The sequence below is a fragment of the Hymenobacter fodinae genome (assembly GCF_004745825.1).
GTDB classification, from domain to species: Bacteria; Bacteroidota; Bacteroidia; order Cytophagales; family Hymenobacteraceae; genus Hymenobacter; species Hymenobacter fodinae.
Genome location: NZ_SRLA01000002.1, coordinates 1455744 through 1481575, shown reverse-complemented (window position 1 = coordinate 1481575; position 25832 = coordinate 1455744). Strand labels below are relative to the sequence as shown.

19 protein-coding genes are annotated in these 25832 nt (G+C 56.9%); 12 read left to right on the top strand and 7 right to left on the bottom strand.

Going from position 1 to position 25832, the window contains the following annotated elements:
* Positions 1 to 132: 132 nt before the first annotated feature.
* Positions 133 to 1341, bottom strand: coding sequence for an acetate/propionate family kinase (locus tag EU556_RS13510; RefSeq protein ID WP_135434616.1), 1209 nt, complete (start codon positions 1339 to 1341; stop codon positions 133 to 135).
* A gap of 269 nt (positions 1342 to 1610) precedes the next feature.
* Between EU556_RS13510 and EU556_RS13505 the strand changes: the two genes are divergently transcribed.
* On the top strand, positions 1611 to 1958 hold the full coding sequence (locus EU556_RS13505; RefSeq protein WP_135434615.1) for a nuclear transport factor 2 family protein: 348 nt from the start codon (positions 1611 to 1613) through the stop codon (positions 1956 to 1958).
* Between the two features lie 111 nt (positions 1959 to 2069).
* Here EU556_RS13505 and EU556_RS13500 read toward each other — a convergent pair whose 3' ends face one another.
* The 3 genes from EU556_RS13500 to EU556_RS13490 form a co-directional block, all read right to left on the bottom strand.
* On the bottom strand, positions 2070 to 3011 hold the full coding sequence (locus EU556_RS13500; RefSeq protein WP_135434614.1) for a DUF808 domain-containing protein: 942 nt from the start codon (positions 3009 to 3011) through the stop codon (positions 2070 to 2072).
* A 137-nt stretch (positions 3012 to 3148) separates the two neighbouring features.
* Entirely contained in the window at positions 3149 to 5242 is a 2094-nt protein-coding gene (gene pta, locus EU556_RS13495; RefSeq protein WP_135434613.1) for a phosphate acetyltransferase, read from the bottom strand.
* A 144-nt stretch (positions 5243 to 5386) separates the two neighbouring features.
* Positions 5387 to 5587 (bottom strand): hypothetical protein, encoded by a 201-nt coding sequence (locus EU556_RS13490; protein ID WP_135434612.1) that lies wholly within the window; start codon positions 5585 to 5587, stop codon positions 5387 to 5389.
* A gap of 674 nt (positions 5588 to 6261) precedes the next feature.
* On the opposite strand from EU556_RS13490, the gene EU556_RS13485 reads away from it, so the two are divergent.
* Genes EU556_RS13485 through EU556_RS13475 form a run of 3 tightly spaced genes read left to right on the top strand, consistent with a single transcriptional unit; the run spans position 6262 to position 9452 of the window.
* Positions 6262 to 7308, top strand: a complete 1047-nt coding sequence (locus EU556_RS13485) for a hypothetical protein (RefSeq protein ID WP_135434611.1) — start codon at positions 6262 to 6264, stop codon at positions 7306 to 7308.
* 12 nt (positions 7309 to 7320) lie between these two features.
* A complete protein-coding gene (locus tag EU556_RS13480) occupies positions 7321 to 7767 on the top strand; it encodes a hypothetical protein (protein WP_135434610.1) in 447 nt (148 codons plus the stop codon).
* 17 nt (positions 7768 to 7784) lie between these two features.
* Positions 7785 to 9452, top strand: a complete 1668-nt coding sequence (locus tag EU556_RS13475) for a sensor histidine kinase (protein WP_135434609.1) — start codon at positions 7785 to 7787, stop codon at positions 9450 to 9452.
* Positions 9453 to 9572: 120 nt separating this feature from the next.
* Here the strand turns inward: EU556_RS13475 and EU556_RS13470 are convergent, their stop codons facing one another.
* On the bottom strand, positions 9573 to 10289 hold the full coding sequence (locus EU556_RS13470) for a DUF92 domain-containing protein (RefSeq protein ID WP_135434608.1): 717 nt from the start codon (positions 10287 to 10289) through the stop codon (positions 9573 to 9575).
* 776 nt (positions 10290 to 11065) lie between these two features.
* Between EU556_RS13470 and EU556_RS13465 the strand changes: the two genes are divergently transcribed.
* Both EU556_RS13465 and EU556_RS13460 read left to right on the top strand, forming a co-directional pair.
* Complete coding sequence (locus EU556_RS13465) at positions 11066 to 11542, top strand: nucleoside deaminase (protein ID WP_135434607.1); 477 nt, start codon at positions 11066 to 11068, stop codon at positions 11540 to 11542.
* 318 nt (positions 11543 to 11860) lie between these two features.
* The gene (locus EU556_RS13460) at positions 11861 to 14692 is read left to right on the top strand and encodes a heparinase II/III domain-containing protein (RefSeq protein ID WP_135434606.1); all 2832 of its coding nucleotides are present in this window, start codon (positions 11861 to 11863) and stop codon (positions 14690 to 14692) included.
* A gap of 116 nt (positions 14693 to 14808) precedes the next feature.
* On the opposite strand, the gene ffh is transcribed toward EU556_RS13460, so the two are convergent.
* Entirely contained in the window at positions 14809 to 16158 is a 1350-nt protein-coding gene (gene ffh / locus EU556_RS13455) for a signal recognition particle protein (RefSeq protein ID WP_135434605.1), read from the bottom strand.
* A 196-nt stretch (positions 16159 to 16354) separates the two neighbouring features.
* Between ffh and EU556_RS13450 the strand changes: the two genes are divergently transcribed.
* Complete coding sequence (locus tag EU556_RS13450; protein ID WP_245327633.1) at positions 16355 to 17668, top strand: glycosyltransferase family 4 protein; 1314 nt, start codon at positions 16355 to 16357, stop codon at positions 17666 to 17668.
* Between the two features lie 111 nt (positions 17669 to 17779).
* Here the strand turns inward: EU556_RS13450 and EU556_RS13445 are convergent, their stop codons facing one another.
* Positions 17780 to 19630: a hypothetical protein gene (locus EU556_RS13445; RefSeq protein WP_135434604.1), complete on the bottom strand. Its 1851-nt coding sequence runs from the start codon at positions 19628 to 19630 to the stop codon at positions 17780 to 17782.
* Between the two features lie 268 nt (positions 19631 to 19898).
* On the opposite strand from EU556_RS13445, the gene pseB reads away from it, so the two are divergent.
* The 5 genes from pseB to pseI all read left to right on the top strand — a co-directional run bounded on the left by pseB (position 19899) and on the right by pseI (position 25812).
* The gene (gene pseB, locus EU556_RS13440) at positions 19899 to 20918 is read left to right on the top strand and encodes a UDP-N-acetylglucosamine 4,6-dehydratase (inverting) (RefSeq protein WP_135434603.1); all 1020 of its coding nucleotides are present in this window, start codon (positions 19899 to 19901) and stop codon (positions 20916 to 20918) included.
* 78 nt (positions 20919 to 20996) lie between these two features.
* Positions 20997 to 22175, top strand: coding sequence for a UDP-4-amino-4,6-dideoxy-N-acetyl-beta-L-altrosamine transaminase (pseC, locus tag EU556_RS13435; protein ID WP_135434602.1), 1179 nt, complete (start codon positions 20997 to 20999; stop codon positions 22173 to 22175).
* Between the two features lie 8 nt (positions 22176 to 22183).
* The gene (locus tag EU556_RS13430) at positions 22184 to 22909 is read left to right on the top strand and encodes a cytidylyltransferase domain-containing protein (RefSeq protein WP_135434601.1); all 726 of its coding nucleotides are present in this window, start codon (positions 22184 to 22186) and stop codon (positions 22907 to 22909) included.
* A gap of 42 nt (positions 22910 to 22951) precedes the next feature.
* On the top strand, positions 22952 to 24502 hold the full coding sequence (pseG, locus tag EU556_RS13425; RefSeq protein ID WP_135434600.1) for a UDP-2,4-diacetamido-2,4,6-trideoxy-beta-L-altropyranose hydrolase: 1551 nt from the start codon (positions 22952 to 22954) through the stop codon (positions 24500 to 24502).
* Between the two features lie 269 nt (positions 24503 to 24771).
* The gene (gene pseI, locus EU556_RS13420) at positions 24772 to 25812 is read left to right on the top strand and encodes a pseudaminic acid synthase (protein ID WP_135434599.1); all 1041 of its coding nucleotides are present in this window, start codon (positions 24772 to 24774) and stop codon (positions 25810 to 25812) included.
* Positions 25813 to 25832: the final 20 nt, after the last annotated feature.

Genomic DNA, 25832 nt, shown 5'->3' with positions numbered 1-25832 from the left:
CACACATCATCCTGAACTGAGGCGAAGATTCTCCTTACGTCACAACGACTGGCCTAGCGCCTCGTGCTGACGTGAGAAGAATCTTCGCTTCAGTTCAGGATGACGTGTTAAGAGGTAAGTTGAACGCGGAAATTAGTCTTTAGTACTAAGTAGCTCCTCGCACTGCCGGGCAATTTCCAGCTCCTCATTCGTTGGGATTACCAGAACTTTCACACGCGACTCTTTCTGATTGATTTCCCGAATGCCAGGGCTTCGCGTGGCATTTTTCGCTTCATCTAGCTCAATGCCCAAGAAGTCTAACTCTTGGCAGACCAGGCGCCGTACCAAGGCATCATTCTCGCCTACTCCTGCTGTAAATACTACCGCATCCAGGCCATTTAGCACGGCGGCATAAGCCCCAATGTATTTCTTGATGCGGTAAGCGTACAGCTCGTAGGCCAGCGTAGCCCGTTCGTCGCCGGCTTCCAGGGCACGGCTGATATCGCGCATATCACTGTTGCCGGCTAGGCCTAGCATACCGCTGCGTTTGTTCAACAAGTTGCTGACCTGCTCTGCATCGTAGCCCAGTTGCCCGATCAGGTGGAAGATAACGGAAGGGTCGATGTCGCCGGAACGGGTACCCATTACCAGCCCTGCCAGCGGCCCAAAGCCCATGCTGGTGTCCACAGACACGCCTCCGCGCACGGCGGCCATGCTGCAGCCGTTGCCCAGGTGCACAGTAATCAGGCGGGCTTGGGGGTTGCTCAGGTAAGCGGCAGCTTGGGCGGCCACGTACTTGTGGCTGGTGCCATGGAAGCCGTACACCCGAATGCCCTGCTCGCGGTACAGCTCCTCGGGCAAGGCGTAACGATAGGCATACTCAGGCAAGGTCTGGTGGAAGGCCGTATCAAACACCGCTACCTGCTGGGCCTGCGGAAAAATCTGCTCGGCTACTTCAATACCCACGTAGTTGGCGGGGTTGTGCAGGGGAGCCAGCGGAAACAGGCGCTTGATTTCACGCTTTACTTCGGGGGTGATAATGGTGGTTGCGGCAAAGCTCTCGCCGCCGTGCACCACTCGGTGCCCCACTGCTTCCACTTCGTTCGGATCCTGTAGAATCCCGATTTCAGCATCCGTCAGGAGTTGCAGCACCTCCCGTAGCCCAGCGCGGTGGTCGGGCAAGTCGAGGGTGCGGCGCACTACCTGTTCCTCCCCAACCGCCGGAAACACTTTGTGAGTAATAACGGAATTATCGAGCCCGATACGCTCGACTAGGCCACTACACAGGGGCTGCTCAGCGGGCAGACGGAAGAGTTGGTATTTCAGCGAGCTACTGCCAGAGTTGATGACGAAAATGTTCATAGGCGGCCTTACCCCCCAGCTTCCTCTCTAACTTAGGAGAGCAGCCACGGTAGGGCGAAAGTTGGGTTTGCAGGATGCTGTACGGAAGATGCGTCGGTAAAGTACAAGGCAATTTCTCGCAAGCGTCTTAGTACTCATAAAAGCACTCGGGCTTTCATAGGTTCGTATATACTGCAACATCTACCACGCTAGCTACGCCACCTAATGCGCTAAGGCTTTTTGCACTGATTCTGTTTAGGTTACCCTACAGTATTTATCAAACAACACAGATGGGAAATAACAACAAGGAAATTTTGGAACAGGCCAACGCCGCCATTTCAGGCGGCGACTACGAAGGCTTTCTAGCTCATTGCACCGAGGATACTGAATGGGTATTTGTGGGTGACATAACCCTGCAAGGCAAGGAAGCCGTGCGACAGTGGATGGCCACGGCCTACCTTGAGCCACCAAAATTCATGGTGGAAAACCTGATTGCCGAAGGCGACTATGTAACGGTCCTTGGCAAAATCACGCTTAAAGATGCACATGGAGAAGCGGCCCTCCACTCCTACTGCGACGTGTGGCGGTTCCGGGAAGGTAAAATGGCTGGACTGCAGGCCTTCGTTATTAAGGAGTAACCAGCCTCGCATCAGGAATAGATAAACGACAGACTAAATGTCGGCAGGTCACAAAGCGGCCCAGCACAGTCAGAAGATGGACTGGGCTGGGCCGCTTTGTGTTGTCGTGGGCTATGCCGGTTGAGTTTGCTTTTTACCAGGCCACACCTTCTTTACCAAGCCTACAATCTTATCGATAAAGAAGCCCAGGATTAATCCGCCAATTCCGCAGGCAAGCGCCTTGGCCAGCCAGGCCACTGCGGGTACATTGGCCAAAGACTCCTCTAACTCGTGCAGCAAGTGGGCAAAGAACGGAATGCCGTGGGCAATGATTTCGGCGCCCACCCACAGCATGGCGGCAGTGCCTACGTAACTCAGAATGAGCAGGAAATGCGGCATAAATTTCACGATGCCACGGCCGAAGCGTTGGACAGCGGGACTATAGTCGCCCTTGGCAAAGTGTACGCCTATATCATCCATCTTCACAATCAGCCCCACAAAGCCATACACGCCCACGGTAATAAATACGGCCACGGCCAGCATCACCAATATCTGGTTTATGATGGGCTGCCCGGTTACCTGGCTGTAAGCAATGGCCATGATTTCGGCCGACAGAATAATATCCGTACGAACGGCGCTGGCTACCCGCTGTTGCTCTAACTGTTCGGGGGTTATTGTCTCTACATTCTCATCCTCGGCGTGCACCTCATGGTGATGTTTGCTGAACATGGAGTGCACTTTCTCATACCCTTCAAAGCACAAATAGGCCCCGCCCATCATCAGAATGGGCGTGATGGCCCAGGGCGCAAAGTAGCCCAGCACCAAAGCCGCCGGGCTCAGAATCAACAACTTGTTGAGTAACGACTTTTTGGCAATCTGGAAGATGATGGACAGCTCCCGGGAGGGGTCGAGGCCTACGACATACTTAGGCGTCACTGCCGTATCGTCGATAACGATGCCCGATACTTTGCTTGTTGTTTTGGCTACCTGGGCGGGCACATCGTCAAGGCTGGCAGCGCTGACTTTCACCAGCGCTGAAATATCGTCTAACAGAGCAAAAAATCCTGAAGGCATAGTAGGGAGGTGGCGGGTCTGCTTCCGGTGCGGGAAGGGAAACCTGTTGTGGTGTGAATATGGGGTTGCAAGCTAGTGAAGGAATTTACACGGGCCACAGCCCACTGGCTACGTCCTTCCGGCCTAGGCCTGCTCTGTTACCCTTGCTGACTTTGGATGGCCGTGATGACCACTGTGTTGAATACGTCGTCTACGGTGCATCCCCGGCTGAGGTCATTCACGGGTTTGTTGAGGCCCTGCAGCACCGGCCCGATGGCTAGGGCGCCGGTTTCGCGCTGCACGGCTTTGTAGGTGTTATTTCCCGTGTTCAGGTCGGGGAAAATCAGCACGCTGGCCTGACCCGCTACTTCTGATTCGGGCAGCTTCTGGCGGCCCACAATGGGGTCGACGGCAGCATCGTACTGGATGGGGCCTTCCACCTTCAGGTCTGGGCGCTTCTGGCGTACAAACTCGGTGGCCTGGCGCACTTTCTCGACATCGGCCCCCGCCCCCGAGGTGCCTGAGGAGTACGAGAGCATAGCAATGCGCGGCTCGATGCCAAATGCCTGGCTGCTCTCAGCCGAAGAAATAGCAATTTCGGCTAGTTGCTCGGCCGTAGGGTTAGGGTTTACGGCGCAGTCACCGAACACAGCCACCCGATCCGGCAGGCACATAAAGAACACCGACGACACCACCGACACGCCCGGCTTGGTTTTGATGAACTGCAGGGCCGGCCGAATGGTGTGCTGAGTGGTATGCACCGCCCCCGACACCATGCCATCGGCGTGGCCCTGGTGCACCATCATGCTCCCGAAGTACGACACATCGCGCATCAGGTCGCGGGCCATGTCCTCGTTCACGCCCTTGGTTTTGCGCAGCTCATAGAAGGTCTGCACGTACGCCGGGTAGTATTCCGACTGCACAGGGTCGATGACGCGCAGATGATCAGGCGGCAGTTGAATGCCCAACCGCTTAGCCGAGGCCGCCACTTCCTGGGGGTTGCCCAGAATGGTGAGGTCCACCACGTTTTGCTGCAGCAAGAGCGCCGCGGCGCGCAGAATGCGGTCGTCGTTGCCTTCGGGCAACACAATGTGCTGGCGCTTCCGCTTAGCCCACTGCAGCAGGCGGTATTGGAACATGTGGGGTGTAATGCCCTCCGACTGGTAGCTTACCAGCTTCTCCTCCAGGGCCCGCACATCTACGTAGCGCTCAAACGTGCTGATGGCCAGCTGAATTTTCTTGGGGTTATCGGGGCCAATGCGCGACTTAATAGCACCCACTCGCGTGCTGGTTTCAAAGGTGCCCGTGGTTACGGCCAGAATAGGAACCACCGTTGGCAGGCCCTCAATCAGGCGCACGATGGGCGCCTCGGGCTCCGAGCCGGCCGTGAGCACAATACCGGCCACCCGCGGGTAGCTGGCCGAGGAGTTGGCCTGCAAGGCGCAAATAATGATGTCGCCCCGGTCGCCGGGCGTTACAATCAGAACGTTTTCCTTCAGGTAGTTCAGGAAGTTGGGTACCTGCATGGCCCCAATCACGTAGTTGTCGACCTGATTGGCCAACTGCTGCTCCCCAAACAACAGCTTCCCGCCCAGCGCCGCCTGAATCTCACGCATGGTGGGGTGCAGCAGGTTCGTGTCTTCAGGGATGACGGCCAGAATCACACCCGATGGCAACTGGCCTAGGAGCAACTCGCGCACATCATCTACCTGCTCGGGCTTGATCTTATTAGCCACCACCAATAGTACCGATACTTCCCGCGCCTCAAAGCTGCGCAAAGTGGTCAGGACGGTACTGATAATCTGGGCGGTGGTTTTGCCCTCACCCGATGTCACTAGGATAACCGGCACACCTAGGTTTTTGGCAATGGAAACGTTGGCGTCAAACTCAAACGCAGTGCCGGGCCCCACGTAGTCGCTACCCTCTACTACCGTGAAGTCGTAGTTCTCCTCAAACTGCTTGTACTTATGAATGATGGTGTCAATGAGCTCCCCTTGAGCGTCGGCCTCCATCAGGCGCAGAGCCTCGGGCCGGGTGTAGGCGTAGGTATCTTCGTAGGCTACGGGCAGCTTAAAATAGCTGACGATGGTTTCAATGTGGGCGTCCTGCTTTTCGCGGGGGTCAGTGTCGATGATGGGCTTGAAGTAGCCAATCTTGCGGGCCTGGCCTAGCAGCATATTCACGAGCCCCAGCGCAACAACTGATTTGCCGGTGTAAGGCTCGGCGGAAGCAATAAAGACGGTTTTGGTCATGGTGAGAGCAGCCGGTTGCGGAGGCCAGCGCCAAATGCGCTTCGGCAACAACTGCCGCCTGGCCCCAGGTAGGTACGCTATGCTTACGCACCAACTCCCGGACTGTTCTGAACTTCGGGCCCCACACCCGTCTGCCGAGGTGTCCTAGGGCCGCGCCGAAGACTCGCGCAGGCGGCATACATCCTCCCAGCTTAACTCGCCTGCTACGTAGCGCCGATACAGCTGGGCCACGTAAGCCGTTGCCTTTTTGTACAGACTGGGGTGTGCTTTTTGCATCTGGGCCAGCACATATGCCCGCTGCTCAGGCGTTTGCGCTGCCGGGCCATAGTTCGGGTTGTTTTCCATGAGCAAGACGGTCTAGATCAGCAAGGTGCACGGCTTTGCGCTAAGTAGCGAGGAAGAATGTGCTGCATTTGTGACATGGGTTTCCACCTCCCCTGAAGTACCAGGGCTGAGGTGCTAGGCCTGTCAGTGGCTACTAAGCGCCCTTTGTGAAGGCCGCTACTTCACCCGCATTTGTGACAATCGGCGCATCGGCATTTCCGCCCCTAGGCCACACCCGAGTAAACTAAGCAAAGCTCAACTGTTTCCTCTTACTCATGCCTCAGTTCCTGCCACTTCCCGGCTGGTGCCCTTCCCTATTTCTGACTGACTACGGTTTTTGCCAGTAGCAGTAAAAACAGTTCAGCCTACTGCTTTAATAGGAGTAATTAAAGTATATTTGGAAGCATTACAAGATTATTCTTACCCATTCAGTTCTCGTCCGCTGTCTTCCATCTTTTTTCAGAGGTGGTATACTTCCCATTATTTCGTCGGCTGCAGAGCCGATGACTTCCACTGCTTACTGTCCTAAGTGGCCTACCGACCTGCCCGGAGTGGTACGCCAATGGTAGCTCTACACCTGCCTACTCGGCGGCTACACCCACTGCTGGAGCTACTGAATTCCTTGTGTTGATTCCCTGCCCCGGCGCTCCAGTGGGTGGTTGTTTTTTCCGCTTCTATTACCGGCTTGTGAATGAATGAAAGCTACTAAATATGCCCTACCGCTTCTGTGCCTTGTGGGGCTGCTGTGGGGGTCGATGCAGCGGGCGGAGGCCCAACGCACTCAAATCAGGGGGTTCGTAGATGCCTACAGCTCCTATCAGAAGGGCAAACTCAATTTTGGGCTGGGCGAGCAAGATCTGTTCATCACCTCCGAGATAACCGAACGGCTGTCGTTTTTGGGCGAGACGGTGTTTAAGTATTCGTTTGACTCGCCCACTGACTTTGACATCAGCATTGAGCGCGTTATTCTGAAGTATAACTACGCCGGCAACCACAGCGTGCTGCTGGGCAAGCACCACACCCCGCTCAACTACTGGAACGACACCTACCACCACGGACGGGTGTTCTTCCCCACCGTGGAGCGGCCCTTGGTATTTTCTGAGGGCTTTATTCCGCTCCATACCACGGGCGTCAGTCTGCAAGGCCAGAACCTGGGGCGGCTGCGGTTTGGCTACGATCTAATGCTGGGCAATGGCCTAGGCTCCGGCGACATCGCCGACAACAACCCCTTCAAGTCGGTAACTGCGGCCGTGCACATCAAGCCCAAAGACGGGGTACGCTTCGGGGCCTCTCTTTACCACGATGTCATCTCGAAGGGTAGCCTGGTGCACAATCATTCTACGGGCGCCAGCACCCTGGCCCGGGCCCGCATCCGGCAGAGCATCATGACGGCTTCCGTGGCCTACTCCGACTCCGTTTTCTCCAAGAAATATGAGCTACTGGCCGAAAGCAGCATGGCCATGAACAAAGCCGACAGCCTGGGCACTCAGAATGCCGTAGCCACTTACGCCTACGCCGGCCTCCGCCTCACCGATAAAATCATTCCCTACGTTCGATTCGACGACATCCGGTACCACAAACAGGAAGTGTATTTCCACGACCACCGGGTGCAGTCCTTCGTGGGAGGAGTGCGCTATGAGCTAAGCTACCTGGCTGTTTTCAAGCTGGAGTACCAGCACACCAACCATCATCGGATGACCGATGCCGACCGTGTGGTTTTTCAGGTAGCCGTTGGCTTCTAACGTATTATGGGAATGACTTGGGTTTACCGGTTACTGTTTAACGCGCTCCTCCTAGGCCTATGGTGTCATTCGCCGGCCCGGGCTCAGGAGACAAGCCTGGTGGTGATTGGCAACGGCAAGGGCGTGCCCACCGAGATGAATATGGCCCAGCTGAAGGCCACGCTGCGCGGCGAAAAATTGCGCTGGCCCGATGGCAGCAAAGTGACCATTGCCCTGCTCAAGAGCAACACGCCCATCGGCACGACCACCAGCCGTAAGATTTATAACATGAGCGCCAACGAGCTGAATAAGTATTGGCTAGCCTTGGTATTTCAGGGCAAAGCCGATGCCCCGAACTTCTTTACGTCGGAGGCGGAACTGGAAGAATTTGTGGCCCAAACCAATGGGGCAATTGGGGTTGTCAGCCGCCCGCCCACCAGCGGCCGGACCATCCTGATTGATGGCAAGAAAACCCTCTAACTTCCAGAGTTCTGCCCATGTCTTCTTCCACTAGCTTCAACCCAACTCGGTCGTCGTCGCTGCTCCGCCGTTTGCGGCGGGTGCGCCTCACGGTCAAGACCAAGATCTGGATGGCCGTAACCAGCATCGTGCTGCTGTTCTCCTTCTTCGTGCTGTTCTATCTACCTGCTATTCAGGAGCGTTACTTGCTTAGCAACTTCAACAAGGAAGTACAGAACCACGCTAATACCGTAGCGCTGGGTGTAAAGATTGCCATGACGGAGCAGAATTTTCAGGGAGTGCAAACGGCTATGGACTTCGTGAAGAAAGACCCTCTGCTGGAATTCGTGAGCCTGCTGCAGACCGATACCGTGTGGAATGCTTCGCACACAAGCTACCAAGTTACGCGTACCGTGTTCAAGACGTACCCAGAGCGGCGTAAAATAGATATTAATGCCGTTTCCAACGACTCAACGGTGGTAAAGCGCTCGGCGTTTAGTACGCCCACCATGACGGGCGAAATCTTGCTGGCCTCCTCCACCCGCGAAATTGTGCAGGGCAAACGGCAGATTCGCATTACCTCTCTGTTTTTCAGCTTTGTGGTGTTCAGCATTGGCATTGTTATCGGCTTTGGGCTGGCCCGCAGCATATCCGTGCCCGTGCTCAAGCTGCGGGATGCGGCCACCAAAGTTGGCCGGGGCGACCTTACCCAGCGCGTAGTCAGTGAATCTCGGGACGAAATTGGAGAGTTGGGGCTGGCCTTCAACAAAATGGTTACCGACCTTTCCACGGCCCGGCAGCAGCTCGAAGACCGAACGAATGAGTTGATTCTGGAAAAGAAGAAGTCGGATGATCTGCTGGATGGCCTCAAGAAAACGCTGTTTGATCTGAAGGAAACCCAGGAGCAGCTGATCCGACAAGAGAAACTGGCTTCCATTGGGCAGCTAACCAAGGGGTTGGTAGACCGTCTACTCAACCCCTTGAGCTACGTCAGCAACTTTGCAGCCGTATCTAATGAGCTACTGGAGGAAAGCAAAGAACTGCTAGCGGCGGAGCCGTACACGGCCGATGCCCACGTGCAAACTGAGTTGCTCCCGCTGCTCACGATGATCGAAAACAACACGGAGAAGATCAAAGAGCACAGCTTCAGCCTGACCCGCATTGTTCGCAGCATGGACAAGCTGCTGCAGGTGAAGTCGGATCAGTTTGTGGAAACGGATATCAACGTCTTTATTGAGAATCAGCTCTTGCTCTATAAGAATGAGATTGACCCCAGTTATGGCTACGTGCCGGTAGAGTTGATTAAAGGAGACGCGCAGCGCACCCCATCCGTAAAACTGCTCCCGACGGAAATGAGCACGGTGCTGTTCAGCCTGCTCAATAACGCTTTGTACTCCTTACACGAGCGAGCTTTGGCTGATAGTGACCTCAAGCCCCACCTCCTGGTCGAGACTTCCTTTTGTCAGGAGTTTGTGGAAATCAAAATTCAAGACAACGGTAAGGGAATGTCGGAGGTAGAAAGGCAGCAGCTGTTTTCGCCGTTCTTCACCACCAAACCTACCTCCAAAGGCACGGGGCTAGGCCTGTTCATCAGTCAGGATATCGTCAGAACCCACAAAGGTTCTATCTCCGTTGAAACCCAGCAAAACGCTCTTACCACCTTTACTATTAGGCTTCCTTTGACTGGCGAATTGGTAGCCGGCTAAACAGGGCTAACCACTCGGGTGTAACGGCGCGCACTTGCTGCTTATTCTACCTGGCCTAGCGTTGTTGCAAGGGCAAGGCTAGGCTAGGTAGCACGGTGTTGCTCGGCTTAACCTGGGCATTTACTGGCCTAGGCCACATGCCAATGCTGTTAGGGCACCGGCCAAGGTGTTCAAAAGGTTCACCCGGTTATTAGATAGTACGCCCCGGCGCTCTAGCGTAGCGCCCAGCACTGAGTCAATAAGGTTACCTACCGTGCCAGCTAGCACCAGTTGCCACCCCCAAGGCCCCCAACCCTGGCTTACGCAATACGCAACGGCAATTACCGCACTGCCCGCCGTGCCTAGTAAAGTACCCTCTAGGCTTACCACCCCGTTTTCCCCGCGTTTGTCGGGGCGCCACGTCAGAATATTCACGTAGCGTCGCCCGTAAACGTTTCCTAGTTCTGAGGAAAGTGTGTCGGCAGTAGCCGTGGCAAAGCTGCCTGCTAACATGGACTGGCCTAGGGGTGCCCAAGCAGGTACCAGCCAGCTTACCAATCCCAGTACTCCCGCAACGCCTGCATTGGCTACCACTTGCCCGGCCGTGCGCTGGCCCTTGTTTTCCTCAGCTAGGCCTAGTTTCCGCTTCTCAGCCACCCGCCACGAAGACGCCCCCGTTCCCAGCAGAAAAAATAGTGCTAGCAAGCTCAGGCCTAAGTAGCCAGTTCCGAGGTAAATGCACACCCCCACTATTCCACCCGTCCAGGCCGCAGAGGTGGTGAGTTTGCGAGCCCGCACGCTATAAACCATACCCGCCCCCAGCAACAACATGGGCAAGAGCTGGAAAAATATTTTCATGGGCACAAGATACCAGCTTGTTCTCCTGCAAGCGCTAGCAAGTAATGGCTAAGCTACCTGGGTCAATAGGCCAGTTAATGTACTGATAGGTACTAGCGAGAATAAGAATTAAGCATTTACGACCGTTGTCGGTATACCTTCAATCTATATATCAAAGCGTCTTCAAAAGATACTGGCATACAACAATTTACTATGAATACTATGCTTAAAAGCCACCATAACGCATAAAAAAAGGCGGCCCTTTGGACCGCCCCTTTTCCACAACCAAAACACCTAAAAAACTATTCTTTCGTTTTGTCTTCATCAACTATCAGGCCAATTATGGTAACTGATCCTCAGAAAACTAACTACTTGAACAGTTTCAAGTGTCTACATGAATAAGAGGCGCTTTTGGTGGTGAAGGTTGCATACGGCCGAAAAGATTTTTCGCGCATGCCCCGTCGCCAAGAGCATCTTTTACTCGATCAATTATACATAGAAATGCCGCTATAGTTTTCGAGCCAGCTCGTTATTTCTACCAACACGGATAGATTCTGGGTGAATGGTCAGCATTTCGCCGTGTATTATTTCCGCTGCTTAAGAAGTACATCACACAGCCTTTGAGGACTAGTTCATTTGCTGCGTTTGACCAGAACTAGCTGTCTTGCGCCTTCTACTTGCAGTTCAGCCTGGTTGCTAGTAGTAGAACTTGTCTCCTTCACCAGACAACCGCGTAAGGTTGTATTTTGCGCAGTTTTTTGCCTAAACGGCCGTACTATTCACGCAAACCCACTCATATGGAAACTCCCAACCCAGAATTTATGCGCGAAGCAATTCGCCTTTCAATAGAAAAGATGCAAGCCGGCTTTGGCGGTCCATTTGGCGCGGTAATCGTGAAGAATGGGGAAATCATTGCTCGTGGCTTCAACCAGGTTACCAGCACTAACGACCCTACCTGCCACGCCGAGGTAGATGCTATTCGGAAAGCCTGTGCCACACTCGGGACGTTTCAACTCGACGACTGCGACCTGTACACTTCCTGTGAGCCGTGCCCCATGTGCCTGGGAGCTATTTACTGGGCCCGGCCCCGGCGAGTATTCTACGGCAACAATAAGCAAGACGCTGCCGCTATTGGCTTCGATGACCAGTTTATCTACGAAGAATTAGAAAAGCCCCTCTCCGACCGGCGCATTCCCATGACGGAACTACTGCGCGACGAAGCGGCTGCAGGTTTCCTGGCCTGGGAGCAGCACGAAAGCAAGACTGAATATTAGATTTTACCGTAAACGCTACCTGTAAGTAAAGCTGCACATATACGAGGCTGTTCTATTCTAAGAATAGGACAGCCTCGTCTCATTATTGCCCCTTATTAATTCAAAACTTTATTTCCTCGAATAGAACTCTTTTGCTAAGCAGAATATTAACAGGTCCTACAAAGTGATTTCCTCCCTTCGTATAATAGGACTATTTAAATTTTTGCTTTGCACCGAACATCTTTACTGCTGCTACTAGTACTGCTTAGTCGTTTCACTTTTGCTCAAACGGGAAGTTGGGCTCCGTTGGGAGCGAATCAAATTTACCCCCGGACGCTGTTGACTGCAGCCGCCGTTCCTAGCGTGAGGCAGTCGTTGGCGGAGCCCCTGCGCTACGCCATATATAGTGGCCTATACGGTAGTACAGCCGGTGAAGCACCCCTGGATAATTCGTCGGCCGATGGTCGGCGCGCCCGGGCCACTTATGCGAAGAATGCGGCCTTCGTGGTATTGCTAAACGCCCGTATTACCGCCGGACAACTCACCGAACTCTCTTCAACTGAGCGCACGGCGCTGGTGCTTCGGGTTCGGACCGTTTTGGAAGCGTGCAACCCCGCAGTAGAGCCGTTTGCTAGCTTTTCCGGCACTAGTTACACGGAGTGGCAATGGCGCTCTAAAGAACTCATTGACTACTTAGTGGCCTACGACCTGCTGCGGGGTGCCGGCGAATCATCGGCCTCGCTGCAAGCGGCTCACGCAAAGCTCCAACAGTTCGCTGGCAACCTGTATCTGCAGTCGAACAAGCCCTTTCTAGGCCTCTCCTTTTATCGGCAGGTAAAGAACAACCACACCCTCATGACGGCGGCGGCGTTGGGAATGGCCGCCGTGGTACTAAATGACGCCAGTAGTGCCGACTCGAATCAGCAGCCCGCCAACTGGATAAACGTGGCTATGCACACCATTGACAATGTGCTATGGCAAGACGCAGAACGGCAGTCGGACCCAAAAACGGTGGCGGGTTATGCCGAAGGCCCTTATTATTTCAAGTACGCCTTTCTCAACTGCTTACCCTTCTTCCGGGCCATGGGCCACTTTCTGCCCGACGGCGAACTGGCATACTCGTTCGGGGGTACCACCCGCGCCATTCGCAACCCCTACTTCGACCCGCGCTACGACCGGCTTTATGACTGGGTAACAGCTATTCTCATGCCCGATGGTCGCTTTCCGGCGCTGGAGGATTCCTATGTTGACATGGGCATGCCGGAATTGGCCCTGACTGGTAAGGCTCGCTACGTGCGCCCGCTCTCCCTCAGCAAGCTTGATACCCGCCAGATGAACTCGCTCGGCGCCCAACTGCGCGACATTCCGGTGGATATGCGGGCCGCTTACCTTGCGGCGCAACTTTCGCCTGCCGTCAGTGAGCAGCCCACGATGGTAGCCCTGCCCCAGAGTGGCAACCTGGTGTTCCGCTCAGGCTCCGACTCGGTGGCCAGCTATCTGCACCTGTACGGTAAAAACGGCCTGGCGCAAACTAACTCGGGCGGCCATAGCCACGCCGATGCGGGCAGCTTTGTATTGCATGCCAATGGCCAGTTGCTAGCCCTCGACCCTGGTTATCTTAGCTACAACCGGCGAGCCGAGGTTGGCAATGCTACCAACCACAACATGCTGCTGGTTGATGGCGCCGGCCCCGCCATTGGTACGGCCGGTGCCGCCAACGACGCTGCCGCTACCATTCAGCACACTTTTTCTACACCGCAACTGGGCTACGGAGAGGTTGAAACCGCGTATAAAGGTGCCACGATTACCCGGAAGGCGCTCTTCATTCGGAACTCGTACTACCTGCTGGCCGATGTGGTGCAGGCCACCGCTGCGCACACTTACACCTGGCAGCTGCACGGGTATGGCCTAGAAGGTGGCACGTCCATTACCGGTACTTTCCTAGACAATCTGGAAAATCAGGAGGGTATCTGGCAGAAGAATGGGGCGAGTTTGCTCGCGCACGTAACTGCGGCGGGTGGGGCTACTTACGCCAAAGCCACCAATGTGCATGAGGTCACCTACAATACCCCCGAAAACCACACTACCCTGCTGGCGCGCCGCACGGGCACTCAAGCGCAGTTTCTGGCGGCCCTATATCCTTACACGACCACCAAACCCACCATTGCTACCACCAGTACCACTTCCACGGCTGGCCTGACGCACACGGATGCCCAATTCACGGACGTCGTCTTTACCCAGTCTGATACTACTCTGGCCGCCCGAAGTGGCCTAGCCCCCGCCCCTATTTCCTCCGACGCGTTGCTCACGTTTTACTCACGAGATGCCAAGGGAGGCTTTGCACAAGCCTTTTTGGAGGAGGGCAAACTATTGCAAGATGGGGCTACTACTGTCTTGTCCTCCTCCAAGCGGGCTACTATTAGCTGGCAGAAAATAGCCCCTGGGCAGTACGCCGGCTATGTGAGCCGCCCCACGACGCTCACCATAGGCCTAGCCGACGCCCCGCTGACCCTTACCGGCGCGGAAGGCAGTCAGTTTACGTACGATGCGGCCACTCATCAGCTGCAGGTTCAGCTCACCGCTGCCACCAATTTTCAGGTACAGCTGCAGCCCAATCGGCCCTTGCCAGTGGAGTTGGTTCGTTTTACCGGCACGCGCCAAGCCGCTGGGGTGCAGTTGGCGTGGCAAACAGCCACAGAACTCCAGAACCGCGGTTTTGCCGTGGAGCGTCGCACGGCCACTGAGTCTACTTTTCAGCCGATTGGGTTTGTAGTGGGCCAGGGCACTACCACTTCGGCTACTGCCTATAGCTTCCGTGACCTCGGGGCGCCAGCCACAACCACCTACTATCGGCTGCGTCAGATCAATCAGGATGGCACAGCCACTTACTCGGCAGTAGTAGTACTGGCTCCGGCAGAGCAGCCTGTGGGGCTTACCGCCGTGCCGGTGCCGGCCCGCACTTTTCTAACTGTTAGCTTTCCGGACGCAGACCAAATTGTGCACCTGAAACTGCTGGACCAACAAGGCCGCACCGTTTCTCAACAACAGTTTCAGGGCCAGACGCAAGTACCCGTAGGCCACCTGCCCGCCGGTGCCTATTACCTCCAAGCCCTCGATGCGGTAACCGGCCAACCGCTGGCTAAGCCCAAGCGGGTGTTGGTTGCGCCCTAGGCCTGTCTACTGCTTAGTACTGCTAAAAATAAACCCGGCCCGAATGCTTGTCGCATTCGGGCCGGGTTTGTCTAGGCCACTTCAAGACTCGGGAAGCAGCTGTTGTATACAGAATATTAGCGAAGCGGGCCTTTCATACCCATCATGCGAGCCATTTGCTGCATGCCGCCTTTCGTCTGGCTCATTTTGTTCATGGTGCGCATCACTTTGCGCATATCCTCAAACTGCTTCATGAGGTTGTTTACCTGCTGAATATCCGTGCCAGAGCCTTTGGCTAGGCGGCGGCGGCGTGAGCCATTCAATAACTCGGGCTGAGCACGCTCTTTGGGCGTCATGCTCTTGATGATGGCTTCGATTGGCTTGAAGGCGTCATCATCAATTTCGATATCCTTCATGGCTTTGCCCATGCCGGGAATCATGCCCACTAGATCCTTCAGGTTGCCCATCTTCTTGATCTGCTCCAGCTGAGAAAGGAAGTCGTCGAAGTTGAACTGGTTTTTACGGATCTTCTGGTTGATGCGCTTAGCTTCCTCCTCGTCGAACTGCTGCTGCGCGCGTTCTACCAGCGAGATAACGTCGCCCATGCCCAGAATCCGCTGGGCCATGCGGTCCGGATAGAACATATCCAGCGCCTCCATCTTTTCACCCGTCGAGATGAACTTGATGGGTTTCTCCACCACCGCCCGGATCGAGAGGGCCGCACCACCGCGCGAGTCACCGTCGAGTTTGGTGAGCACCACGCCGTCGAAGTTGAGGCGGTCGTTGAAGGTTTTGGCGGTGTTTACGGCGTCCTGACCCGTCATGGAGTCTACCACGAACAGGGTTTCCGAGGGGTTGATGGCGCGCTTTACGGCCTCAATCTCGCTCATCATCTGCTCGTCCACGGCCAAACGGCCAGCGGTGTCAATGATGACTACGCGCTTGCTGTTTTTGCGGGCGTACTCAATGGCGTTCTGCGAAATCTGAACCGGATTCTTGTTCTCCGGCTCCGAGTACACTTCCACACCTACTTGCTCGCCCAGCACCTTCAACTGGTCGATAGCGGCGGGGCGGTACACGTCGCAAGCCACTAGCAGCACCGAGCGGTTCTGCTTTTTGAGGTAGTTGGCCAGCTTGCCAGCAAAGGTGGTTTTACCCGAACCCTGCAGACCCGACAGCAACACCACAGCTGGCTCACCTTTGATAACGATGTCCTGCTTTTCGCCGCCCATGAGCTCGGTGAGCTCATCGTACACGATTTTCGTCATGAGCTGGCCCGGCGACACGCTAATGAGCACGTCGCGGCCCATGGCCTCGTCTTTGATCTTATCGGTTACCTCCTTGGCTACCTTGTAGTTTACGTCGGCATCGACCAGCGCCCGGCGAATTTCCTTTACGGTAGAGGCAACGTTGATTTCGGTGATGCTGCCTTGGCCTTTGAGGGTTTTAAAGGCCCGGTCAAGTTTGGTACTGAGGTTATCGAACATGGAGTCGCAGATTTGCGCTGATTTTTCTCTTACTATCTCTTGTCTCTTACTTACGCGAAAAGCTAATCAGTAGCTGCGCAGTACGAGATGCTAGGGCAGTTGCCAAGGCAACCACTCGGTTTAGCCTCCAAAAGTAACCAGAAAACCCCGGAATGGCTATAGCTGCGTACCTTCGCCGCCCATACCTCTCGCCCTAGTGTCCGTGCCCGACCGTCCGCTTCGCCTTCTTGTTATTACCTATTACTGGCCGCCCTCTGGTGGGGCAGGCGTGCAGCGCAGTCTCAAGTTTGTAAAACACCTGCCGCAGTGCGGCGTGGAACCCACCGTAATTACCGTGGACCCCGAGCAGGGAGCTTACCCCGTGCTCGACCACTCCTTGGCCGCCGACATTCCGGCCGGCGTGCGCGTCATCCGGACCCGGACATTTGAGCCCTTCGACAGTTATAAGAAGCTGACGGGCAAGCAAGTTCCCTTCGGTGGCTTCGTAGGCGAGAGCAAAACTAGCCTGGTACAGCGCCTATTCAAATTCGTGCGCGGCAACGTGTTTATTCCCGATGCGCGGCGGGGCTGGAACGCCTATGCCCTGCGAGCCGTGGCCGATTTGCTGACCCAGGGCGAGCAGTTTGATGCCGTGCTGACCAGCTCTCCGCCCCACTCCTCGCAGTTGATAGGCCTAGAACTGAAGCGCCGCTACGGCCTGCGCTGGCTGGCCGACATGCGCGACCCGTGGACTGATATTTATTATTACAAAGAACTCAACCACACTCCACCGGCGCGTTGGCTCGATGCGCGCTACGAACGCCAGGTGCTGGAGCAGGCCGATGCGGTATTGGTCACGAGCCCCAACACCAAGCGGCTGTTTCTGGGGAAGTCGCCCAACATTACGGCCGAGAAGATTCAGGTGATTCCCAACGGCTACGACGAGGCCGACTTTCAGGTGCCCAGCCAGCCACCAAACGATGCGCTGCTGATTACTCACACCGGCACCATTTCGGAAACGTACCACATTGAGCAGTTGCTGGCCGCCTGCGCCGAGTGCGGCCGCCGTCACCCCGACGTGCCCATCCGGCTGCGGTTTGTGGGGAAGGTTTCGGGTGGCCTACAGCAGCAGATTGAGCAAGCGGGCCTGCAGAGCCAGACGGAGTTTGTGCCCTTCGTGCCCCACGATGAGTCGGTGCGCTACCTATTACGCTCTACGGTACTGCTGATGGCTATTCCGGATGTAGCCAACAACTTCGGCATCCTGCCCGGCAAGGTATTCGAGTATCTGGCAGCCAACAAACCCATTCTGTGCGTGGGCCCCATCGGCTCCGACGCCGACACACTGCTGAATGAATGCGGGGCCGGCCGCGCCCTCCCCTACGACGGCTACGTCACCATGCTAGAGCGACTAGAGAACCTCGTAGGCCAGTGGCGCCTTAATCCGAACCTCGACTTGCCCACCAACCGCGCCACCGCCTACTCCCGCCGCGCTCTTACGGCCCGGTTAGCGGAGCTGGTGAAAAAGTGAAGAGGTGATGGGGTAATGAGGTTAAAAGTGATGAGGTGAGGAGGTGCCCTAGCCTGTTAGCCCCTTTTACTTCGTCACCAAGTCACTTCCTCACCTCATTACTCTATCACTTTACTTAAACAACCCACGCAGCTTGCTGGGCACCAGGCTGGCGGCGCGGGCTTTCAGATCAACCCAACCGGAGCGCTCTAGCTGACGGCCGTGCCATTGGCCAATTGCCTCAGCCAAGCGCTGGGCCAGGGTGCGGTAGTGCTGGCGATGATAGTGGCGCAGATTGTTCGTGACGTCGGCGGGAGTGTTGACAAAGCTGCGGACATCGATGATGAAGCAATTTTTGGACTCTGCCACAAATTCCTCCAGTGCCTTGTTCATCAGAGCATGCCGGGCGCGGGCGCCAGTTTCGCCGGAACTGGGCACTTCTACTTCCGCGCCATTGAGCAAGAAAATAGGCACCTGAGCAGGCACCTGAGCGCGGAGCCACTGCAGGTTTTCTTTAAACGCAGTGGGAGAAATCTGGCCGAGGAATTCAAACTCCTGCTGAAAGCGGCGCAGAAAGTCTACGTCCATCCCTTGAAACCGGCGTTGCGCGTACTTCGCGGCCTGCACGGCGGGGTCAACCCTCGTTAGGTCTTGGTAGGCACCGAAGGGTACGGCTAGGCCAGTAGCCTTTTCGCGGTAAAGCTCCTGGGTGTAGTCCATAAGAGGACTATACACTAGCACGTCGTACTGCGCATTCCAAAGCTTTGTGGCAAAAGCCTCCTGGCCCAGAAACGGTAAGGCCGTAGCCAGGCGCTGCTGCTCGGCGCTAGGCCACTCGCGGCTTGCCCGCAGCAGGGCCGTGTGCTCTAGGTGGACGGGAATCTGATGTTCGTTGTTGAAGTTGAACTCCTCCTCCACTTCCAGCTGAAACGCTTGCAGAAACGGCGTGAGTTGGCCTAGGTCGCACCCGCCTTTCAGCAACACCCGCAACGTGGCGCCAGCCGGGCTGCTGGCCGGAGCTGTAGGCCTGTTCGTCGGCTCCGTAGCGGTTTCAACTGTAATCCAATCGGGCTGCTCGGTGGTGTTGAGGGTAGTGGCTACGTCGCCCTGCACCTCCAGAGTCGGAAAACCCAAATGTGCGTACGTGAACTGCTCGATGCCCAAGTGCAGAATGCGACAGGAAAAGACGAGCTGCTCCAAGCGGCTTTCAGGCAGGTTCAGGCAGTAAATTCCCACCAAGCCATAGTCGCCGAACCGGTCACGGACGCGCACGGTACCCCAACGTCGAATTGGGTCTGCGAAGCTAGCGGCCAGCTCGTCTTTCGTAACGCGGCGCTTGGTGAAATTGAGCTGATTGGAGCGATTAATCAGTTCCTCCACACGGGCCAGATCGGGTACTACGGCGGCGCCTTCCCGAAACTCGATCCGTACCTGGGCGTCGCGCAGGAAAGCCAGGTTGTCGTCGTAAGTGGCGCGGGCCTGCTGTTGGCGCTCCAGCAGTTTGTACTGCTCCAGGCGGGAAAACTCGGGGTCGGGCTTACCGCTGGCGCGCAGCAGTGGCGCCAGCTCGGGGAGGTCGGCGGGGTCGGCTACTTGCAGCTGGGGGTTATAGAACTGCGCCTCAGCCCGGTTGATGGGGTTATCATCCAGAAACAGCGCATTGGGCGCCCGCAGTTGCATCTGCTCCAGCAGCTGTTTGATAATCGGGCCTTTGGGCTGCCAGCTGATCTGAGGGAAAACAAACAGGTCGCGAATGCCTAGCTCCACCAGTTTGGCTTCGGCGGGCGCGAAGTCGTTTTTGCTGACGATGGTATGCACAATGCCCCGGGCAGCCGTGTCGCGCACCAGTTGCAGGTTGTCTTCTAGCGCCTCCACGGCCCCTTCTGAAAGCGTGCCGCGCCAGAACGTGTCGTCCAAGTCCCAGATAATAACTTTGATGGGGTTATCAGTTGCCCGTTGCGAGTTGCCGGTTGCCAGTGTCATGTGCAGTACATTGCTGATTGCGCGGAGCCCGCTGGGTTGTCTAACCCAGAAGCATTAGGCTCAATTCCGCTGCAATCAATACTCAAAGCTACGGAGGAAGAACTAACTGCTTAACCCAACTGGTTTCTGGAGTGCGGCAACAGCTTCGCTCAACCAACGGCCGGCAACTGGTAACTGATTACAGAATCCCTACTTTTGCTGCCCTTACCCTTGGAGGTCCGATTATGGTGACGTTTCACCCCTTTTCCTCCTCTGCTCATTACTCCTCATGGCTCTCGACCTCAATCATAAATCTATTCTGGTAACCGGTGGCACCGGTTCATTCGGCAAGCAGTTCGTGCAGACTGTTTTCGAGAAATTCCCGCAGGTGAAGCGCCTGGTGGTATACTCCCGCGACGAGCTTAAGCAGTACGAAATGTCGCAGGTGTTTCCCCACGAGAAATACCCCGCCATCCGCTACTTCATCGGCGACGTGCGCGACGCCGAGCGTATGAAGCGCGCCTGCGAAGGAATTGACATCATTGTGCACGCCGCAGCCCTCAAGCAGGTGCCCGCCGCCGAGTACAACCCGATGGAGTGCATCAAGACCAACATATTCGGAGCTGAAAATGTGATTAACGCGGCCCTCGACTGCGGCGTGACCGACGTAGTGGCCCTGAGCACCGACAAAGCCGCCGCGCCCATCAACCTATACGGCGCCACCAAGCTCTGCTCCGATAAGCTGTTTGTGGCCGCTAACAACATGAAAGGTGCCCGCGACCTACGCTTCTCGGTGGTGCGCTACGGCAACGTAATTGGCTCGCGCGGCTCAGTGGTGCCGTTCTTCTTGAACCGCCGTTCCTCCGGCGTGCTGCCCATCACCCACCCCGACATGACGCGCTTCAACATCTCTTTGGAGGAAGGCGTGGACCTGGTGTTGTATGCGCTGGAGCACAGCTGGGGCGGCGAAATTTTCGTGCCTAAAATTCCGAGCTACAAAATCACGGAAGTTGCCAAAGCCATTGGTCCCGACTGCCGCCAGGAAATTGTGGGCATCCGGCCCGGCGAGAAGCTGCACGAGGCCATGATTACCGAAACCGACGCGCTGAGCACTGTAGAGCTAGCCAAATACTACGTGATTCTGCCCTTCACCCCGCGCTGGGACGTGGATGCGTTTATCAAGCACTTCAACGGGCGCCGTGTAGAGTTAGGCTTCCAATACGACTCCTCCAACAACACCGAGTGGCTGGATGCCGAGCAGATCCGCGAGGAAATCCGCCTGCACGTCGACCCGAACTTCGCGGTGTAGCCACTTGTCTATATTGTGCCTTATGAACAGAAGCCGCTTTCTTCCGGGAAGCGGCTTCTGCGTTACCTTTGATCTGTTATGACCCAGCCTGCTTTCTACCCCTCGCATCCCATTGCCTATGGCCGCCAGCACATTACGCCCGAAGATGTGCAAGCCGTAACCGATACACTCTACTCTGATTACCTGACCCAAGGCCCCAAAGTGGCCGAGTTTGAGCAGAAGTTTACCGAGTACCTTGGCGCCAAATACGCCGTAGCCGTAGCCAACGGTACCGCGGCCCTACACCTGTGCGCAATGGCGCTGGGCGTGCAGCCGGGCCAGCGAGTTATTACCACACCCATAACATTCTCGGCATCAGCCAACTGCGTGCGGTACTGCGGCGGCGAGGTGCACTTCGTGGATATTGATCCTGCTACCGCCCTCATCGACCTAAAGGCCGTACGCCGGCTATTGGAAAGCCACCCAGTAGGCCACTTTCAGGGATTGATTTCGGTGGATTTTGCGGGACTGGCGGTGAATTTGGAGGAAGCACGCAAGTTGGCCGATGAGTTTGGCCTCTGGATTATTGAGGATTCCTGCCACGCCCCCGGTGGGTTCTTTACCGACTCGCTAGGCCAGGAGCAGCGTTGCGGCAACGGGCAGTTTGCCGACCTGGCCATCTTCAGCTTCCACCCCGTGAAGCATATTGCCACCGGCGAGGGCGGCATGATTACCACCAACAACCCAGCCCTTTACGAGCACCTGCTGCGCCTACGTACTCACGGCATCACCAAAGACCCCGCCCAGTTGGAGCGCCCCTCCGACGGCGGCTGGTACATGGAAATGCAAGAGCTGGGCTACAACTACCGCATGCCCGACATGCTCTGCGCCCTCGGTATCAGCCAGCTGCGCCGCGCCGAGAGTGGCCTAGCGCGCCGCCGCGAGCTGGCCGCCCGCTATGATGCGGCCTTTGCCCAGATACCTAATGTGCGGCCCCTGGCCGGAGCTCCGGGCCACGCCTACCACTTGTATGTTATTCAGGTAGAAGACCGCAGAGGGCTGTATGATTTCCTGCGGGAGCGGCAGGTTTTTGCCCAGGTGCACTACATTCCGGTGCACACCATGCCATACTACCAGCGGCTCGGCTGGCAGCCCGGCGACTTCCCCCTGGCCGAAGCTTACTACGCCCACTGCCTCAGCATTCCGTTGTTCCCGAGCCTCACCGATGAGGAGCAGCAGTACGTCATTGACTGCATTCGGGAGTTCGTGCAAGCTTAACCTCAGCTGTGAAAAAAGTTGGTATCATCTCCCAGGCCCGCATGACCAGCACCCGCCTGCCGGGCAAAGTACTCATGCCTATAGCGGGCCAGCCGCTGCTGCACTATCACGTAGAGCGCCTGCAGACCAGTGGTTTTTCGCTGTATCTGGCTATTACCTTTAACGACACCGACGACCCACTGGCAGCCTTTGCGGAGGCTCACCAACTGGCCTACGTGCGCGGTGATGAGCACGATTTATTGTCGAGGTACACGCTGTGCGCCCGGGAGCATGAGCTGGATGTAATCGTGCGGGTGACTTCCGACTGCCCCCTGCTGGACGGGGAGTTGCTAGGCCAGGCGGTGCAAGAGTATGTGCGGGCGGATGACGCGCGCCTCTACCTGTCCAACGTATTAGAGCGCACGTTTCCGCGGGGTTTCGACTTCGAGATTTTCTCCCGGGAACTATTAGAGGAGGCAGCCGAGCACGCCACCCTGGCGAGCGACCGGGAGCACGTGACGCCCTACATCCACCAAAACCGTTCGGGCCGCGTGCGGTTCCGGCACGTGCGGCGCCCCCACGACGCTAGTGCCTACCGCCTGACCGTAGACACGGCCGAGGATTTTGAGCTGATTCGGCAGCTCATTGAGGAGCACGGCGCGGCCACTTTATCCGCTGATCAACTCATTGCTCTTCTCGACCAACACCCGGAATTGGTGGCCTTGAACGCCCACGTGGAGCAGAAGAAAATCTAGGCCACTACCGGCGGTTACGGGCGGGCTCCCTACTTTCGGGGCATGGAAACTTCTGTTTCGACCGCTGAGGCGGCTTCGGCGGTCCGGATACCCCGCCTTGTATTTCGGGCCGATGGTAACTCCCGCATAGGCCTAGGCCACGTGATGCGCCTGCTGGCCCTGGCGGAGATGCTGGCTCCGCTGGCCGCTGAACGGCTTTTTCTGATTCGGCAACCCGATCCGGAGCTAGTGCAGCAGCTCACTGCCGGGGGCCTTGAAGTGCAGCAACTGCCGCTCCGGCCGCTGCCCGAAGAAGCCGCCGAGCTGGTACGGCAGGTGCTACGTCCTACTGATGTGCTAGTACTCGATGGGTATGACTTCCGCTACGAGTACCAAAACACGGTGCGCGGGGCAATATCCCGCCTGGTGTACCTTGACGACCTGCACAGCTACCCCCTGGCCGCCGACCTCATCCTGAACCCGGCCGGGGGCATCACCCTGAAACAATATGAGTTGCGCCAGCCCGGCGCGCGTTTGCTCAGTGGGCCAGCGTATGCCCCGCTGCGAGCAGCTTTCCGCCAGCCCCGGGAAACCACCGAGGCTCCCGACCCGAACCAGATTCTGGTGTGCCTAGGCGGCGCCGACCCCACCTACCAAACCCAACGTGTAGCGGCAGCTTTGCTAGACTTGCCCTCGGCCCCGCAGGTACATGCCGTAGTGGGCAGCGCCTACGCCAACTGGGATAGTTTGCAATCCTGGGCCCAGGATCAGCCCCGGCTGCTGTTGCACCGCAACCTTACCGGAGAGCAATTGGCTGAACTGATGCACCAGTGCGGGGCGGCCGTGTGCTCAGCCAGCACGGTGAGCTACGAGTATTGCGCGGCTGGCGGGGGCCTTTTGTTCATTTTACCGGTTGCCGACAACCAATACGATATAGCCCAGTATCTGCGGCAGGCAGGCCTAGCCCTACCCTACACCTCGGCTTCCAACGTGCTAACCTCGCCCGAAGCAGCTCGCATTGCCAGCCAACTCCAAGAGGCGCAGCGTAACGTGTTCGACGGGCTGACGGCCGAGCGGCTTCATCAGGAGTTTACCTCGTTGCTCCTGCCGCCCCCACCCTTCTACCTGCGCCCCGTTACGGCCGCCGACTCCGACCAGCTTCTGGCCTGGACCAACGAGCCGGCGGTACGACAGCACTCGTTCAACCCCAACCCCGTGGCACCCGCCGACCACCGGCAGTGGCTGGCTGCCCGCCTCGCCGACCCTCAAGCCCTGCTTTTGCTGGCCCAAGACGCTGCCACCGGCCTACCCGCCGGCCTGATCCGGTTTGCCGTGGAGGGCGAGGAAGCCACGCTAAGCTATTTGCTGGATGCCCGATTTAGGGGCCGGGGCCTGGCCGCTTTGTTGCTGCTGGCCGGCACTCGGCAGGTTACGGCGCAGTTTCCGCAAGTACGGCGGGTGCTAGGCCACGTGCAGCCAGCCAACGTGGCTTCTATTAGAGCATTTGAGCGGGCAGGTTATCAAAGGTTAGTGTCCACTTCATCGAAAGATAACCGGGTTGTTTTTGGCTGGCAGGCTGCGGTGGTAGATCAGCAGCCACGCATAATGGGCTGAGTGCGAAGGATCAGCTAGGCCAGAATGCTGTGGAGACGCACATATGCGTTTCTTCGTTGCCGAAGTTATAATCGTAACCATTCTAGGCTAATCGCCCTGGACCAACTGTTCTGTTATTAATCATTCTGCCACTGAAATATGAATACGCGTCTCTACAGCACATATCAGCGGCGCCTACTTTGCGCCTAGTAACACTCGCGTCCCACTGAACCCGACGCCTACTTTTAACCGATAGTCCCGCCTCCCGCGGGGCTTCGTATTTTTGCAGCATGCAGATTTCCATCGGCCCCCGCCCCATCGGCCCCGACCAGCCACCTTTCATCATTGCCGAGCTCAGCGGCAACCATAACCAGGACCTCAACCGGGGCCTAGCGATTGTAGATGCTATGGCGGCGGCCGGTGCCCACGCCATCAAACTCCAGACCTACACCGCCGATACCATGACGCTGCCCGGCGCCTACCGCATCGACGACCCCAGCTCCCTTTGGTACGGCCGCGAGCTGCACGAGCTTTACCAGGAAGCCCATACGCCTTGGGAGTGGCACAAGCCCTTGTTCGATCGGGCGCGGGAGCACGGTATGCTAGCTTTCAGCTCGCCTTTCGATGAAACCGCCGTGGATTTTCTAGAAACCCTCGACGTACCGGCCTACAAAATTGCCTCCTTCGAAAACACCGATTGGCCTTTGCTCCGCCGGGTTGCCGCTACGGGTAAGCCCGTTATCATGAGCACCGGAGCCAGTCAGCTTTCTGAGGTGGCAGAGGCCGTGCAGGTGCTACGCGCCGCGGGCTGTAAGGAGCTGATTTTGCTAAAGTGCACCAGCACATACCCCGCTACGCCGCAAAACACTAACCTGCGTACGCTACCCCACTTCCAACAGCTCTTCCCCGACTGCCTCGTAGGCCTCTCCGACCACACCATGGGCGTGGGCGCCGCCGTGGCTGCCGTGGCCCTGGGTGCCTGCGTAGTAGAAAAGCACGTGACCCTGCGCCGCGCCGACGGAGGCGTAGACTCGGCCTTCTCTCTGGAGCCCGAGGAAGTAGCCCAACTGGTAACGGAAACCGAGCGGGCCTGGCAAGCGCTAGGCCAGGTGCAGTACGGTGTGCAGCGAGCCGAAGAAAAAAGCCGCCTCTACAAACGCTCGTTGTACGTGGCCCAGGACATCAAAGCTGGTGAGGTATTTACCAAAGACAACCTGCGCGTAGTGCGCCCCGGCGACGGTTTGCCCCCCCGCTACTACGACCAGCTCCTGGGTAAGCCCGCCCGCCAACACTTGCAAGCCGGCACCCCCCTTACTTGGGACGCTCTGTAAGCTGTACCGGATTAATAAAG